This is a genomic window from Streptomyces sp. NPDC048496 (genome assembly GCF_043200055.1).
Classification (GTDB): Bacteria; Actinomycetota; Actinomycetes; order Streptomycetales; family Streptomycetaceae; genus Streptomyces.
Genome location: NZ_JBICXB010000010.1, coordinates 157,468 through 172,190 on the forward strand (window position 1 = coordinate 157,468; position 14,723 = coordinate 172,190).

12 protein-coding genes and 4 pseudogenes are annotated in these 14,723 nt (G+C 70.7%); 3 read left to right on the forward strand and 13 right to left on the reverse strand.

What is annotated here, in order from left to right:
- Window positions 1-127: 127 nt before the first annotated feature.
- From ACGFSA_RS13715 to ACGFSA_RS13735, 5 genes and pseudogenes are all read right to left on the reverse strand, one after another.
- Window positions 128-832, reverse strand: a complete 705-nt coding sequence (locus tag ACGFSA_RS13715) for a TetR/AcrR family transcriptional regulator (protein ID WP_393303714.1) — start codon at window positions 830-832, stop codon at window positions 128-130.
- A 35-nt stretch (window positions 833-867) separates the two neighbouring features.
- Window positions 868-1,062 (reverse strand): annotated as a pseudogene (locus tag ACGFSA_RS13720) (2Fe-2S iron-sulfur cluster-binding protein); the annotation flags it as partial.
- Between the two features lie 72 nt (window positions 1,063-1,134).
- Window positions 1,135-1,458 (reverse strand): hypothetical protein, encoded by a 324-nt coding sequence (locus ACGFSA_RS13725; protein ID WP_393303716.1) that lies wholly within the window; start codon window positions 1,456-1,458, stop codon window positions 1,135-1,137.
- A 381-nt stretch (window positions 1,459-1,839) separates the two neighbouring features.
- Window positions 1,840-2,790 (reverse strand): annotated as a pseudogene (locus ACGFSA_RS13730) (hypothetical protein); the annotation flags it as partial.
- Between the two features lie 50 nt (window positions 2,791-2,840).
- Window positions 2,841-3,404 carry a carboxymuconolactone decarboxylase family protein gene (locus tag ACGFSA_RS13735; RefSeq protein WP_393303718.1) on the reverse strand — a complete coding sequence of 188 codons (564 nt, stop codon included), beginning with the start codon at window positions 3,402-3,404 and terminating at the stop codon, window positions 2,841-2,843.
- A 70-nt stretch (window positions 3,405-3,474) separates the two neighbouring features.
- Here ACGFSA_RS13735 and ACGFSA_RS13740 point away from each other — a divergent pair, with 70 nt between their 5' ends.
- A complete protein-coding gene (locus ACGFSA_RS13740; RefSeq protein WP_393303720.1) occupies window positions 3,475-3,978 on the forward strand; it encodes a MarR family winged helix-turn-helix transcriptional regulator in 504 nt (167 codons plus the stop codon).
- Between the two features lie 106 nt (window positions 3,979-4,084).
- On the opposite strand, the gene ACGFSA_RS13745 is transcribed toward ACGFSA_RS13740, so the two are convergent.
- Window positions 4,085-4,732 (reverse strand): LuxR C-terminal-related transcriptional regulator, encoded by a 648-nt coding sequence (locus tag ACGFSA_RS13745; protein WP_393303722.1) that lies wholly within the window; start codon window positions 4,730-4,732, stop codon window positions 4,085-4,087.
- Window positions 4,717-5,985, reverse strand: a complete 1,269-nt coding sequence (locus ACGFSA_RS13750) for a sensor domain-containing protein (RefSeq protein WP_393303724.1) — start codon at window positions 5,983-5,985, stop codon at window positions 4,717-4,719. The genes ACGFSA_RS13745 and ACGFSA_RS13750 overlap by 16 nt, the downstream gene beginning before the upstream one ends.
- Window positions 5,986-6,271: 286 nt before the next feature.
- Here ACGFSA_RS13750 and ACGFSA_RS13755 point away from each other — a divergent pair, with 286 nt between their 5' ends.
- The gene (locus ACGFSA_RS13755) at window positions 6,272-8,428 is read left to right on the forward strand and encodes an MMPL family transporter (RefSeq protein ID WP_393303726.1); all 2,157 of its coding nucleotides are present in this window, start codon (window positions 6,272-6,274) and stop codon (window positions 8,426-8,428) included.
- A gap of 71 nt (window positions 8,429-8,499) precedes the next feature.
- Here the strand turns inward: ACGFSA_RS13755 and ACGFSA_RS13760 are convergent, their stop codons facing one another.
- The 5 genes and pseudogenes from ACGFSA_RS13760 to ACGFSA_RS13780 all read right to left on the reverse strand — a co-directional run.
- On the reverse strand, window positions 8,500-9,111 hold the full coding sequence (locus ACGFSA_RS13760) for a winged helix-turn-helix domain-containing protein (protein WP_393303728.1): 612 nt from the start codon (window positions 9,109-9,111) through the stop codon (window positions 8,500-8,502).
- Between the two features lie 345 nt (window positions 9,112-9,456).
- Complete coding sequence (locus ACGFSA_RS13765; RefSeq protein WP_393303730.1) at window positions 9,457-9,954, reverse strand: DUF6891 domain-containing protein; 498 nt, start codon at window positions 9,952-9,954, stop codon at window positions 9,457-9,459.
- Between the two features lie 99 nt (window positions 9,955-10,053).
- Entirely contained in the window at window positions 10,054-11,088 is a 1,035-nt protein-coding gene (gene glnII / locus ACGFSA_RS13770) for a glutamine synthetase (RefSeq protein ID WP_393303732.1), read from the reverse strand.
- A gap of 127 nt (window positions 11,089-11,215) precedes the next feature.
- Window positions 11,216-12,162: pseudogene (locus ACGFSA_RS13775) on the reverse strand (hypothetical protein); the annotation flags it as partial.
- 12 nt (window positions 12,163-12,174) lie between these two features.
- Window positions 12,175-13,087 (reverse strand): annotated as a pseudogene (locus ACGFSA_RS13780) (hypothetical protein); the annotation flags it as partial.
- 17 nt (window positions 13,088-13,104) lie between these two features.
- Between ACGFSA_RS13780 and ACGFSA_RS13785 the strand changes: the two are divergent.
- The gene (locus tag ACGFSA_RS13785) at window positions 13,105-14,031 is read left to right on the forward strand and encodes a Gfo/Idh/MocA family protein (protein ID WP_393303734.1); all 927 of its coding nucleotides are present in this window, start codon (window positions 13,105-13,107) and stop codon (window positions 14,029-14,031) included.
- A gap of 185 nt (window positions 14,032-14,216) precedes the next feature.
- On the opposite strand, the gene ACGFSA_RS13790 is transcribed toward ACGFSA_RS13785, so the two are convergent.
- A complete protein-coding gene (locus tag ACGFSA_RS13790; protein ID WP_393303736.1) occupies window positions 14,217-14,576 on the reverse strand; it encodes an arsenate reductase family protein in 360 nt (119 codons plus the stop codon).
- Between the last annotated feature and the right edge of the window lie 147 nt (window positions 14,577-14,723).

Consider the following 14,723-nt stretch of genomic DNA (forward strand, 5'->3'; position numbering starts at 1 on the left):
GAGGGCAGCCGCCGGGGAGTGAGCCGCATCGCACACTCCCGGGCGCGTCCCTCCCGCCACCTCGGCCGGTTCCGGTCCTCTTTCCCGTGCGCGTACGCCGTACGGGAAAGAGGACCGGGCCAGTTCGTCACGGCCGGCCGCGAGTGGGCGAGATGGCGGAGAGCCGCGCCAGCAGATCTCCGAACGGCCCGTCGACCGGCTCCTCGTCGAGGACCCGCAGCACGATGCCGGCCATCTCGGCGTCGTACGCTGCACTGACCGCGGCCAGCGCCGCGAAGTCGTGCACCAGCTGCATCTCCAGCTCCGCGCGCGGAATCCGCCGCCCGTCCAGCCAGATCAACGCCGTCGACTCGGCCAGCGACACCCACGACCGTACGACCAACTCCAGCCGCGCCGGGGGCTTCTCCGCCCCCAGGTGGGCGAGGATCTGCTCGTACGCCGCCTGCCGCACCCCGTCGATCATCGCGTTCGCCGTCGACGACCCGGCTGCGGGCCCGCCCCGCATCAGCGCGGAGAACCCCGGCCCGTGCTCGTCCACAAAGTCGAAGAACCGCCCCATCACCCGCAACAGCCTTGCCCCCAGGGGCCCTTCAAGCGGCTCCACGAACCGTCCCGCCAGCTCGTCGGCCGCCCGCCGCAGCGCTGCCTCGTACAGGCTCTGTTTCCCCGGGAAGTAGTGGTAGACGAGCGGCCGGGAGATCCCGGCCGCGGCTGCGATCTCATCGATGGAGACCTCGTCGGGGGCGCGGCGGCTGAACAACTCCAGCGCGACGCCTATCAGCTGCTGTTTGCGCTCATGGACGCCCATCCTGCGCCGCACCCCGGTCGTCATACCAACAGCCTAACCGGGCCGAGGTGAACGGGCCGTTAAAGGTCCAGCACCAGCCGCTTCCCCCGGCACCGCGACACACGGATCAGCATCGATTCGTCGTGCTCCGCGTCCGTCAGGAGTTTGTCGCGGTGGTCGATCTCGCCCTCCAGCACGCGCTGTTGGCACGTTCCGCAGAAGCCCTGTTCGCAGGAGTGCGAGACATACGGGAGTTCTTCGCGGACCGCGGCCACGTGTCGGGCCCGTGGCGTTCCTCCTCGATGGAGGGCGCCACGGGCCCAGTTCATACTGCGGTTCGGATCGGATCAGCGGGAACGGTACTCCCGGCACCGGTCCTGGTCGTGGCCCCAGCGCCCGTGGTCACGGCAGTCGTGGCCCCAGCGTCCGTGGTCGCGGTCGTGGCCCCAGCGCCGGTCGTCACGGCAGTCGTGGCCCCAGCGTCCGTGGTCGCGGTCGTGGCCCCAGCGCCAGTCGTCCCGGCGGTCGCCATCCCCGTGCCGACCGTCATTGGCCTGCAGGGAGTGGGCACCGCCGACGGCGCCGGGAGCGGCGGCCTGAGCTGCGCCGGCGCCGCCCAGCACGACGACGGCGGCCACACAGACTGCGGCAGCGAAGCGGGAAACATGCATAGACATCTCCTGTCGCAGCAGGCGCCGAAGCGCCTGCTCGGATTGGACACCGCAACCGTCGCCCCCCGACGACCGTCGACGGCCGCGCCACGCGCTCAAGGACACCCGATCTGCTGCAATGCCGCCGATCGTGGAACCGACTCCCGTAGGCAATCCGTGGACCTCCATCCGTTCTCCCGTCCCCTCCCGTGACCGTCGCCATCAGCCCCTCGGCGCCCCGTCCCACCTGCGGGTTCCCCACCGTGGTATCAGGTGCACGCACGTTCGGCAGCGACTGCGTGTCCTGATCCCGCGGGCCCGCCGGAGGGTCCGCCGCTGGGCACCATGAACCGGCCGAGCGGAGGATCACGGCGTGCACCACGGGAAACGGCACGGCGGCAGTCAGCGCAGAGCGCCCACCCGCCTGCCGTCCGCCAGTAGTCCGTTCAGCCGCGCCCGGTCGCCCGCCCGTGCCTGTACCGCGAGCAGACGACCCTGCGCCCGGCCCTCCACCCCGCCCGATGTGGTCAGCGAGGAGAACTCCGTGCTGCCCGCGGCCAGTACGTACCATCGGCCGCCGTGCGACTTCCACAGCACGCCCGCCGGCACCCGCGGATCCCGCTCCCCGCAGGCCGGCGAGTCCTCCGCACGCGCCGCCACCGCCCCGGGCGGCACCGCACCACCGGCGGCGGACTGCGCCGACGGGGCCTGGAACTGGGCGAAGACCCTGCTTCCCGGGCCGCGCCAGGTTTCCGCCCGGGTGCACAGCCACTGCGCGAAGCCGTTGCCCTCGGGCAGCCACTGCCGCGCGTACGGCCAGGAGTTCACCGAGCGCGCGCCGCGCGATCGCACCGCGTTCAGCAGACAGGCGGTCCGTGCCCAGCTCTCCCGCTCCGCCCGCCCGGACATATCGTGCGGCGCCGACGGCGACCCGGAGGTCAGCCGGGCCGGGGCGAGTTCACCGAGGTCCGTCAGCAGACGCGTCGCCGTGGCGTCATGCATGTCGACGGCGGGCCAGGACCGGCAGTCCCCGGCCGTCTGCGGGCTCGCCAGCACATCGGTCACGCCGTTCCGGTCGCGGTGCAGCGGCCGGGCGGCCCGGCTGGGCGCGAGCAGATCCCGTACGGATACCTGCCGCACCCAGGGAGCCGTCAGATAGCGGACCGTGCCGCTGCCACGGCTCACGATCAGAGCGTCGGCGGAGGATGCGTCCGCACTGTCGACACGGGCGAAGTCGAGCGCCGCGCCCTGTGCCGGATCGGCGTTGCGAGCCTCCGCGTACCGCACGATGCGCAGCCCGTCGTAGAACGACACCACCGCGGCCGCGCCCACCTCGCCCGCGTACAGCAGCTGAACGAGCGAATCGTGCGATGGTCACCCCGGCCTTCCATTCGCACAACGGGTCACATGGGGGCGGGGGCGAACGCGGCGAGCTGGGGGTCGACGGGCGCGCCTGTCATCCGGTTGGCGAGCGTCGACATCGTGTACGCGCCGATGCCCAGGACCACTTCCAGGGCGTTTTGGTGGGTGTAGCCGTGCGCGAGGAAGGCCTGCAGCGTGTCGTCGTCGACCGCGCCCGCCGTGGCGATGACGGCCAGGGTGAACTGTCGCACCGATTCCAGTCGTTCGTTCGGGAGCGGCAGTGGATTCTCCTCGCGCAGTGCGGCGATGAGGTCGGCGTCCGCGCCGAGGGCGGTGAGCTTCGCGGTGTGCATCGCCACGCAGATGTGGCAACTGTTGCGAGTGGCGATCGTCATGATCAGGACCTCGCGGGAGAGCGGGTCCAGGGTGGTCGACTCGAAGATCGCGCTGATCTTCAGAAAGCCGTCGAGCAGCTGCGGCGACGTGGCCAGCCGGCCGACGACGGCGGGCAGATATCCCTGCTTGTCCGCTACCGCCTTCATGGTGCGACGGGCGGCGGCGGGGGCGGATTCGAGGGTGTGGTCGGGGAACGCGGATGCGGGCATGGCGTGACCTCTCGCGGTAAACTCGACAACGTGATTGACGAAAACGTAAACCAAGTTGTCGAGTTTCGCCATGGCTGAGCCTACGGGGCGGACTGGAGAGGCGGCGACGGCCGGCGATGGCGCGGGCTTCGAGCTGCCCCTGCTCCTGTTCGCCGGGTTCCGGACGATCATCGATGAGCTGCACCGGGAGCTGGCCGAGAGCGGTCACCCCGACGTGCGGCCCGCGTACGGCTTCGCGCTCCAGGCCGTCGGCCGTGACGGCGCGACCGCAAGTGAGATCGGCCGACGGCTCGGCGTCTCCAAGCAGGCCGCCGGGAAGACCGTCGACAGGCTGGAGAGTCTCGGTTACGTCGAACGCGTCGACGATCCGCAGGACGGGCGCCGCAAGCTGGTCCGGGTCACCCCGCGCGGTGTCGACGTACTGGTCCGGTCCGCCGAGGGGTTCGACCGGCTGCACGCCGAGTGGTCCCGGGCGCTCGGGGCCGAGCGGCTGCGCGCCCTGGAGTCCGACCTGCGCGCGATGGCGCCGGCCGGTGCGTTCCGGCTCGACGCGGCGGCGTGGTTCAACGGCTGAGATGCCGCCAGGTCAACAGGTCCTGGAGTCCCGGGCCGCCCCCACCTGGGGGCGACCACGCTGCACCTGGGTGCGACCGGATGAGCCGTCCGCCGGGGGTGCTGGGTCACCCCCGGTCCAGGTAGGCCAGGACGGCCAGAACGCGGCGGTTGTCGTCGTCGGACGGCGGCAGGCCGAGCTTCCCGAAGATGTTCGAGGTGTGCTTGGCCACCGCCCGCTCCGTGATCACCATCTGTGAGGCGATCGCCGCGTTCGAACGGCCCTGCGCCATCAGTGCCATGACCTCCAGCTCGCGGGGGGTCAGACCGCCCATCGGCTTGTCCTGTGCGCGCCGGGACAGCAGCTGTGAGATCACCTGCGGGTCCATCGCGGTGCCGCCCGCCGCGACCCTGCGTACCGCGTCGATGAACTGGTCCGCGTCGAAGACCCGGTCCTTGAGCAGGTACCCGATGCCCCCGTTGCCGTCCGCCAGCAGCTCACGGGCGTACAACTGCTCCACATGCTGGGAGAGGACGAGCACCGGCAGCCCCGGCCGGGCCTTGCGGGCCGCAAGGGCGCACTGCAGTCCCTCGTCCGTGTGGGACGGCGGAAGCCGGACGTCGACCACGGCGACGTCCGGATCCAACTCGGCGAGCGCACGGGTCAGTTCGGGACCGGTCTCGACGGCTGCCGCGATCTCGAAGTCGTACGCCTCCAGCATCCGGACCAGACCGTCGCGCAGCAGGAAGAGATCTTCGGCTAGGACAACTCGCAAGGGATCTCCATGGTCACCATCGTGGGACCGCCCGCTGGACTGCTGACGGCCATGATGCCGTCGAATGTACCGAGTCGGCGTTCGATTCCGCTCAGGCCCGAGCCGGATCCGGCCGCCGCACCACCCCTGCCGTTGTCCGTGACGGAGACCCGCAGCATGGCGTCCGCGTGGCGGATGTCCACCCAGACGCGGTCGGCCCCTGAGTGCTTGGCGGCGTTCGTCAGCGTCTCGCTCACCGCGAAGTACGCGGCCGACTCGATCGCGGCGTCCGCCCGGCCGCTCAGCTCCACCTGGACGTCCGACTCGAAGGGCATCCGCAGCGCCAACGCCCGGACCGCGTCCCCGAGTCCGCGCTCGGCGAGGACTGGCGGGTGGATGCCCCGGACCAGATCGCGCAGCTCCGTGAGGGCTTCGGCCGATGACTCGCGGGCCATGGCGAGGAGCTTCTTCGCCTGCGCCGGATCCTTCTCGATGAGCGCCTCCACGGTGCCCAGGTTCATGCCCATGGCGACCAGCCGGGCCTGCGCGCCGTCATGCAGGTCGCGCTCGATGCGCCGCAGTTCGGAGGCCGCGGTGTCCACGGCTTCGTGCCGGGTCTCGGTCAGGCGGTCGATGCGCCGGGTCAGCTCCTGCTCATGGGTCGGGGCCAGCACTGAGCGGGCGATCACGAAGTGCAGTCGCAGCAGCCGTTCACTGACCAGCACGCCGGTCGCGAAGAGCGCCACACCGAGCGCGGCGGCGGCAAGTCCCGTCGCCTGGCTGTCGACCGGAACGAACGCGTACCAGTAACGGTCGTCGGTGAAGACCCGCCACAGGCCCGCCGCCAGGACGACCCCCTCCACCGGATAGAGCATCAGCCCGACGGCCAGGGCCAGCACCACATAGCCGGCCGTCATGTCGACCAGCAGCCACTGGATGTCCCGCCAGGTCGCCGGGTCCTTCAGCAGCAGCGTGGTCCGCTCCACCTGACCGGTGAATCCGGTGCGCAGATCCTTCGGGAAGGGGCGGTACGGGTCCGGAATGCGGACGTCGGACCAGCTGAGCGCGAGCAGCCGGCGCCGGTCGGCGTGCTTGCGGACCAGCTCCAGGACGTAGGGGGTGGTGACCAGGCCGATGCCCAGCGGGATGAAGGCCATGGAGAGCGTCGTCCATACGAAGAGCGTGATCGACCCGACCAGGCTGTCGATCGACAGCACGACTCCCCGCCCGGCGGCCAGCAGCGCGCCCCGTACCCGGGCCCGTATCGCGTTCATCTCGGTCCATCTCCCCTCGCCGGCCCCCGTATCGGGCTCGTCCGTAGACAGTCTCACGCGGCGGGCTCCCAGAGTGTCAGCCGTTTCGCCACCCTGGCGGGGTGTACCCAGCACCACCCTGGCGGCCTCGCCCTACGGCTCCGCGAGAGGGGGTTTCGGCGGCTGGGGCGGGCGGCGCCCCGTTCCTAGATTCAGCAACGACGCATTCGCCGTCGACTTCCTCGCACTTCCTCGCACTTCTTCCACTTCCATTTGATTCCGTCTGACTTCTGGGGGCGAACACGGCATGAGGCGCAACCTCGCGGCACGCATCGGTGTGTGGAGCGCACACCACCGAAAGACCGCCATTCTCGGCTGGCTGCTCTTCGTCGTGCTCGCCACGGGCATCGGCGGCGCATCCGGTCTGGTCGAGATGTCCGACTCGGAGAACGCCGTGGGTGATTCGGCGCGGGCCGAGAAGATCCTCGACGACGCCGGGCTGGGGCAGCCCGCCGGCGAGCTGGTCATGGTGTCCGCCGGGAAGGCGGGTGACTGGCAGGGCGCCGCCCGCGAGGTCTCCGCCGCCATTGGGAAGACCGGCGAGGTGGCGAACCTCGCGGCGCCGATCCCTTCCGAGGACGGCAAGGACGCGCTGATCACCTTCGACATGAAGGGGGACGCGGCGACGGCGCCGGACAGGGTGCAGCCCGTGCTCGACGCCGTGTCCGCCGTCCGCGCGGACCACCCCGACGTCACCATCCACCAGTTCGGCGAGGCCAGTGCCGGGAAGTGGCTCGGCGATCTGCTCTCCAAGGACTTCAAGAAGGCCGAGTTCACCGCCGTACCCCTGGCCCTGGGCATTCTGCTGGTCGCCTTCGGCGCCGTCGTCGCGGCGCTGCTCCCGGTCGGGCTGGCACTGACGGCGTGCATGGCGGCCTTCGGGCTGCTGTCGCTCGCCAGCCACCAACTGCACCTGTTCCAGACCACGTACTCCGTGATGTTCCTGATGGGCTTCGCCGTCGGCGTCGACTACTGCCTCTTCTACCTGCGGCGCGAGCGCGACGAGCGGGCGGCGGGACGCGACGCCGAGACGGCGCTGCGGATCGCGGCGGCGACCAGCGGCCGCGCCGTGCTCGTCTCCGGGCTCACGGTCATGGTCGCGATGGCCGGCATGTTCCTGTCCGGGCTGATGCTGTTCAAGGGCTTCGCCCTCGCCACGATCATCGTGGTCTTCATCGCGATGCTGGGCTCGGTGACGGTTCTGCCCGCGCTGCTGTCCTGGCTGGGCGACCGGATCGACGCGGGACGTGTGCCGTTCCTCAACCGGCGGGGGAGCCGACGCGACAACCGGCGCGCCCGCACCAGTGGCGGGATCGCCGGCACGGTGCTGAAGCCCGTCCTGTCCAGGCCGAGGATCTTCGCGGTCGCCTCGGTCGTCGTCCTGCTCGCCCTGGCCGCGCCCGCTCTCGGCATGAAGACCGAACAGCTCGGCCTGGAGAAGCAGTTCGGCTCGGACTCGCAGCTGTCGGTCGCCTACCGGCAGATCGACGAGAGTTTCCCCGGCGGCCCCGCGCCGGCGCGGGTGGTGGTCAAGGCCGACAACATCGAGGCGCCCGCACTGCGCAAGGCGTTCGACGGCTTCGACAAGGTGAGCGTCCACAAGGCGCAGAACGTCGCCGAGATCGAGGTGCCGCTCCCCGACGGCGAGGCCGGCCTTTCCGAGCTGCGCAAGGAGCGGTTGCCCGCCGCGTTCGACGGGACCGGGGCCCAGGTGTACGTGACCGGGGAGCTCGCCGGGTCCGTCGACTTCAACGATCAGCTGAAGCGCGGCATCGTCCCCGTCTTCGCCTTCATCACGGCGGTGACCTTCCTGCTGATGCTGTTCTGCTTCCGCTCGTACGTCATCGCCGTGACGTCGATCCTGCTCAACCTGCTCTCCGTGGCCGCCGCGTACGGAGTGATGGTCGCCGTCTTCCAGCACGGCTGGGGGGCCTCGCTGATCGGCTCGGAGGGGGTAGGCGCGATCGAGGCGTGGATTCCGCTGTTCGTCCTGGTCGTCCTGTTCGGACTCTCCATGGACTACCACGTGTTCGTGGTCTCCCGGATCCGTGAGGCCCGCGACCGCGGTCTGCACACCCGGGCCGCGATCGAGGAGGGCATCCGGCGAACGGCGGGTGCGGTGACCGGCGCGGCCGTGATCATGGTCGCGGTGTTCGCGGTCTTCGGGACGCTGTCGATGCAGGACATGCAGCAGATGGGCGTCGGCCTCGCTGTCGCGGTGCTGCTGGACGCCACGCTCGTACGGATGGTCCTGCTGCCTTCCGTGATGGCACTGCTGGGGGAGCGGAACTGGCGGACGCCGCGCGGACTGAACCGACTGCCGGTGCTGGAGCACGGCGAGCCGGATACGGGCAGGGGGACGGGGCCGGCCGAGGCCCCGGTGGGGTCCGGGATGCGTGCCTGACCCGGCACACGGAGCGGCCCCGGTCCGGGTGGGTACCGGACCGGGGCCGCTCTCCTGCGCCTTCAGCGCCGTCAGGGGGCGTACTTGTAGCCGACGCGCCGCACCGTCTGGATCGACCGCCGGTACTCGGCGCCCAGCTTGCGGCGCAGCCGGGCGACATGGACGTCCACGGTGCGCCCGTCGCCCACGTGCCCGTAGCCCCAGACGGTCGTCACCAACTGGTCGCGGGTGTGCACCCGGTGCGGGTGCGCGACCAGATGGGCGAGCAGCTCGAACTCCAGGAAGGTGAGGTCGAGCGTTTTCCCGTCCACCGTCGCGGTGCGCTGTACCGGGTCGATGCGCACCGGACCCGCCCCCGGGGTCACCAGCGGCTCCGGAACGATGCGCTGCGCCGCGGCGGCCGCGGCCCCGACGGCGGGCTGCTGGTCGGCCGGTACGAGGACCAGGTAGCCGATCATCGGCGGACGGCCCGGCAGCGCCGGAACGGTGTGCTGGGGTGCCGGAAACCAGGTCGCGCCCGGCGGCAGGAAGTCGGCCACATCGGCCGACTGGACGACGTCGTCGGGGGCGACGGAGCGCAGCCTGTGACGGTGGGGAGGAACGGATCGGGCGGAGGGGGCGGCCGCGACGGTCGCCGCGGACGCCGCAGTGGCAGCGGCGGAGAAGGTACGAGTGTTCGCCATGAGGGTCAGCTCTTTCGCGCGAAGGAGTCGTCGAGGGACGGACTTGCGTCGTGCGCGCGGACCGAAGGCCGGGGTGAGCGGCTTTAGAGGGCCTGCGCGTTCCACGCGCGGCAACACACCCGGTCGAAGTCATGATGCTGACGAGAGGGCCAGAACGGCTCAAGGTCGCTGCGACCTGATGAGGTGTACGGGAAGCCGACCATGCCCCCATTAGACCAGACAACGCGGTGGCGCAGCAGGACTCTCTCACCCGTCGGTACGGGCCCTTTGCGGTTCAGTCCCTCACCACGTCGTCACCTGGCCCTCACTGCGCACCTTCCCCCGCCGGGCGCTCCTCCCGCCGCCTCAGCCGATGAGCCGCTTGCGCCAGTCCAGGTCGGTCACCTCGATCGCCTGGTCGGGCGATCCGTCCCACTTCACCGTCAGCCCCACCGCGCCGAGCGCCGCCGCGACCTCCCGCCCGATGGCGACGGTGGTCGCTTCCGACTCGTCGAACCCGCCGTAGTACAGCGAGAGCCCGTACCCGCCGGCCGCTTTCTCCGTGATCTGCGTATGAAAGAAGACGAAGCCCCGGGCGTCCTCCTCGCCGTCCGCATGGATCTCGCTCAGCCCGCAGGAGCGGCAGCAGGTGAAGTGCTCCCGGGCCGTGATGCCGCTCCTGTCCAGCCGGGCGAAGTCCTGCTCCAACCGGTCCGCGTCCGTCACATCGGTCCACTGCTCCTGCTGGTCGACCCGCTCCAGCCACAGCCGCTCCACCAGCTGGCGCGCCAGGTCGCTCAGCGCCTGCGCCGAAATACGGGTGTGCGTCTGCCAGTTCTCGGTCTCCGCCTTGATGTCGAGCATGGGTCAACCCTGGCACACGCCACTGACAGCGGACCGGGCACGCCGAAGGGGCGCCCCCCGTTTCTGGCGGGCGCCCCTTCGTACCGAGCCGGTGGCGGATCAGACCTGGTTGGCCTTCTCCAGCGCCGTGCAGCAAGTGTCGACGATCAGCCGCGTGACGACGTACGGGTCGACGTTGGCGTTCGGGCGACGGTCCTCGATGTAGCCCTTCTGGTCCCGCTCGACCTGCCACGGGATACGGACCGAGGCGCCGCGGTCGGAGACACCGTAGCTGTACGCGTTCCACGGGGCGGTCTCGTGCAGGCCGGTGAGACGGTCGTCGATGCCCGCGCCGTAGTTCTTGACGTGGTCCATCGGCTTCGAGCCCTCGCCCAGCGACTCGCACGCGGTGATGATCGCGTCGTAACCCTCGCGCATCGCCTTGGTGGAGAAGTTAGTGTGCGCACCCGCGCCGTTCCAGTCGCCCTTGACCGGCTTCGGGTCCAGGGTCGCGGAGACGTCGAAGTCCTCGGCGGTGCGGTAGAGGAGCCAGCGCGCGATCCACAGCTGGTCGGAGACCTCCAGCGGGGCGAGCGGGCCCACCTGGAACTCCCACTGGCCCGGCATGACCTCGGCGTTGATGCCGGAGATGCCCAGCCCCGCCTGCAGGCAGTTGTCGAGGTGCTTCTCGACGATCTCGCGGCCGAAGATCTCGTCGGAGCCGACACCGCAGTAGTAGCCGCCCTGCGCGGCCGGGAAGCCGCCCACGGGGAAGCCGAGCGGGCGGTGGCCGTCGAAGAAGGTGTACTCCTGCTCGATGCCGAAGATCGGCTCCTGGCCGGCGAACTGCTCGGCGACCGGACGCAGGGCGGCGCGGGTGTTGGACTCGTGCGGCGTCATGTCGATGTTGAAGACCTCGCACAGGACGAGGACGTCGTCGCCGCCGCGGATGGGGTCCGGGCAGGAGAAGACCGGCTTGAGCACAAGGTCGGAGGCGTGACCCCGGGCCTGGTTGGTGCTGGATCCGTCGAAGCCCCAGATGGGCAGCTCCGCGACGTCTCCCGAGGGCTCGCCTGCCATGATCTTCGTCTTGGAACGAAGCTTGGCGGTCGGCTCGGTGCCGTCGATCCAGATGTACTCAGCCTTGAACGTCACGGAAGCCATCCTTCGGGGGTGCTGCGGTGTTGCGGTCTGCGGTCCGGTCTCTGCAGCGCAGCTTCGCAAGACACGGTTTCCCGTCCGTTGCCCGTATGTGAACCCCGTGTTACCGAGGAGTCCTGCGTTACACGTGGGCCTTGAGGAGCCGCTCGAAACCGGCGGCCCGGATCCGGCGCACCAGCTCCTTCTCGGTGCTGCCCAGCGCCGCGGCCGCCCGTGCGAGCCGCCAGTCGGCGTCGGTGAGCGTGTGCAGCAGATGCCCGCGCCGCACCTGCGCGTCGGAGAGCCGGAACGTCTTCAGATACGCGACCTGCCCCTTGTGGTCGGTGATCGTCTCGCCGATGTGCCGGCCGCCCCGGTTCCGCGTGAACGGCGGCAGGAACCGCCACAGCGTGAACGGCCCCATCCGGTGGACCCGGTCGAAGGCGTACGACGTGTCCAGCAGCTCCCGCGCGAACAGCGCGTCGTGCGCCTCGCGCCACTCCCGCTCCTGCGCCCGCGCCGCCGCCCGGAGATCGGCGAGCGTCCGCACTCGTGCACCGTCGGGGATCCGCGCCCCGAACTCCGGGACGGGACCGCCGTACAGCGCGTACTGGTGGATGAGCTCCCCGTACAGGTCCTCGACGAGCGAGGCGTGCAGAAGCCGGTAGTCGTCCGGGTGCGGCAGCACGAAGGCGGCGGCGAGCGCGTCAGCCGCGTACACCATCACCCCGCACTGGCCGGGATGGATCTCGAAGACACGCAGCGCGTCGCCGAGACGCGCACCGACCACCCCATGTACGCGTCCTCGGCGCGCGGCGAGAGCCCGTCGCGCAGTGCCTGCCGCGACCACTCCTCCCAGGCGATGGCCGGGCCGCCGAAGTGCAGCGAGAGATAGCCCTCCAGCGCGAGGTGCAGCGGCAGGAAGCGCAGCCGGTCGCCGGGCTGCCGCTTGGCCATGCGGCGGTGGCGGTGCCGGTGGCGCGGCAGCGGCGCGGTGACGGGCGGGCGGGCGTCGGCGCTCGGATCACCGTTGCCGCCGGTGCCGAGCTGGGTACCGTACGCGGCACTCTGCCGGCCCGTACCGGCACCGTCCGGCTCCGTACTCTGGGTGCGCAGCCGCTCCAGCCGCGTCATCCGTGGCACCATCCGTTCCAGGAATGCCTCACGCTTCATGCCGTGCTTGGCCGCGAACCCCTCGGCGACGGTGAACGGCAGTTCGTCCACAGCGCCCTGCTCGTAGTGGGCGCGACGCCAGGCGTCGAGCAGCCGGTGCCGGTAGCGCGGCAGTCGACCGGGCCGGAACAGGAAGTCGCCGAGCTCGTGCGGTGCCTCGGAGTCCGGGTTGCCGAGGGGCAGATGGGCATGGCGGGCGACGGTCCTCAGACCGCTGCGGTACTTCACCGCGTCGTGCGCCAGATCCGGCCGGGACTTTAGCCAGTCGCGCATGATCGCACGGGTGCGCCGGTTGTTGACCTTGGCGCTCCGCAGCGCCCGGAACAGCCGGTAGACGCGCTGCGGAGGAAGCCGGGACAGTCGGGCGGCGATCAGCCGGCCCTCGGTGCGCCGCTCCTCCGCGGTCGCCTCGGCGGCGGTCTCCAGCAGCCCCTGCACGATGCGTGCGGCATTGTGGTCATTGATGTCGAGGGCGAGCGAAGCGGCGTACACCTTGCGGTAGTTGACCCTCGCGTACTCGTGCAGGAAGTCCAGTGAGAGCTGCTGCTGGTACGCCTCCGAGTGGAACTCGCGCTGTCCGGTCGCGGTGATCGCCGCATGGACGAAGAGGAGCACGTCCTCGGCGGCAATGAGATCGGCGTATGTGTCCGTGTCGGTCATCCTCTTCCCCCGTGACGTTCCGCCGCCGCATGCGGATATGCGGAAGCCGGCCGGGGAATGGGGGCGCGATCAGCGAAATCACTGCTTCAGAGGCACGTCCCGGAAGTCGCAGCCGGAGTCCCGCGGCCGGCTCCGCCAACGTAACCGCGGACCGTCGTACGCCGCCGCCCGATAAGCGCACCGGGCAGACTGGCCCCCATGACGACACCGCCCGCCGCTCCCATGCGTATCGGCCTTCTCGGTACGGGCCCCTGGGCCCGGAACACCCAGGCACCCGCCCTCGCCACCCATCCCGGCGTTGTGCTCAGCGGCGTGTGGGGTCGCCGCCCTGAGGCGGCGGACGCGCTCGCGACCACCCATGGCACCACGGCGTACTCCGGTGACGGGGGCGTCGACGAACTTCTCGCCGTGAGCGACGCCGTCGCGTTCGCCCTGCCGCCGGACGTCCAGGCCCCGCTGGCCGTCCGCGCCGCGGCCGCCGGGTGCCACCTGCTGATGGACAAGCCGATCGCGACGACCCTGGCCGGGGCCCGGGAGGTCGCCGAGGCCGCCGACCGGGAGGGGGTCGCGTCCGTCGTGTTCTGCACGCTGCGGTTCGCGAAGGATACGTCCGACTGGATCGCCGAACAGGCCGGCAGGCACGGCTGGTTCACCGCCCGCGCCCAGTGGATCGGCGCGCTGTACGCCCCCGGTGCGGACAGCGAGTACGCGGCGTCTCCATGGCGCCGTGACAAGGGCGGTCTGTGGGACGTCGGTCCGCATGCTCTGTCGGTGCTGCTCCCGGTGCTCGGCGATGCGACGGAACTGACCGCGGCCCGAGGTCCCGCCGACACCACTCACCTGATCCTCCGCCACACCTCCGGCGCGTCCAGCACGGTGACGCTCGCACTGGCCGCTCCGCAGGGAGCAGTGGGTACGGAGATCGAGCTCCGGGGGGAGCCGGGCGTTGCGACGCTGCCCAGGTGGGGGGATGCGGTGGGGTCGTTCCGGGCGGCGGTCGATGCGCTGCTCGAAGCGGTACGTACGGGGGTTCCGCACCCCTGCGACGTACGGTTCGGGCTGCGGCTGACCGAGCTGCTGGCCGAGGCGGAGGTCAAGGCGGGGCCGGTGCCCGCACGGTTCTGAACGGCGGGGAGAGCCCGTCCGGCACCGTGCGGGCACCGACCGGGCCGGTCAGCCCACGCGCTCGATGCGGGCGCGGCGGATCAGGAACTTGCCCGACTCGCGGATCTGCTTGAAGGCCGCGTTGCTCAGCAGGGCGCAACCGCAGGATCGAGGACTTCCTGCTGACCGAGTGATTCCGGCTGCGCTCAACGCCCCAAAGCGTCCCGCACGGCTTCCTCCGTACGCGCCACGACAGCCGTCCCGTCCTCCGCCGTGATGATCGGCCGCTGGATCAGCTTCGGATGTTCGGCGAGCGCCGTGATCCACCGCTCCCGCGAACCGGGCTCGCGCGGCCACTCCTTGAGCCCGAGCTCCTTCGCGTCCGCTTCCTGCGTCCGCGTGATGTCCCACGGCTCCAGCCCCAGCCGGTCGAGCACGGCCCGGATCTCGTCCGGCGACGGCACGTCCTCCAGATAGCGGCGGACGGTGTATTCAGCGCCCTCGGCGTCGAGCAACTGCACTGCGCTGCGGCACTTGGAACAGGCGGGATTGATCCAGATCTCCATAAGGCCAACGGTACGCGACGGACACCGCGAAAGCCCCGCTGGCCAGGAGTGATTGATGCTCCTATTGGCTGTCAAGCGGCGGTTAGCCAGTCGCGGTAGGCGTTGGCGAGGGTGTCGTCGCGGCGGGTGCCGCGTTCGATGCAGGAG

Excerpts from the sequence above, each read along its gene's own strand:
- ACGFSA_RS13790 (WP_393303736.1), bottom strand. The coding sequence starts at position 14,576 with ATGGAGATCTGGATCAATCCCGCCTGTTCCAAGTGCCGCAGCGCAGTG.
- ACGFSA_RS13755 (WP_393303726.1), top strand. The coding sequence starts at position 6,272 with ATGAGGCGCAACCTCGCGGCACGCATCGGTGTGTGGAGCGCACACCAC.
- ACGFSA_RS13765 (WP_393303730.1), bottom strand. The coding sequence starts at position 9,954 with ATGCTCGACATCAAGGCGGAGACCGAGAACTGGCAGACGCACACCCGT.
- ACGFSA_RS13715 (WP_393303714.1), bottom strand. The coding sequence starts at position 832 with ATGACGACCGGGGTGCGGCGCAGGATGGGCGTCCATGAGCGCAAACAG.
- ACGFSA_RS13750 (WP_393303724.1), bottom strand. The coding sequence starts at position 5,985 with ATGAACGCGATACGGGCCCGGGTACGGGGCGCGCTGCTGGCCGCCGGG.
- ACGFSA_RS13785 (WP_393303734.1), top strand. The coding sequence starts at position 13,105 with ATGACGACACCGCCCGCCGCTCCCATGCGTATCGGCCTTCTCGGTACG.
- ACGFSA_RS13725 (WP_393303716.1), bottom strand. The coding sequence starts at position 1,458 with ATGCATGTTTCCCGCTTCGCTGCCGCAGTCTGTGTGGCCGCCGTCGTC.
- ACGFSA_RS13740 (WP_393303720.1), top strand. The coding sequence starts at position 3,475 with ATGGCTGAGCCTACGGGGCGGACTGGAGAGGCGGCGACGGCCGGCGAT.
- ACGFSA_RS13735 (WP_393303718.1), bottom strand. The coding sequence starts at position 3,404 with ATGCCCGCATCCGCGTTCCCCGACCACACCCTCGAATCCGCCCCCGCC.
- ACGFSA_RS13760 (WP_393303728.1), bottom strand. The coding sequence starts at position 9,111 with ATGGCGAACACTCGTACCTTCTCCGCCGCTGCCACTGCGGCGTCCGCG.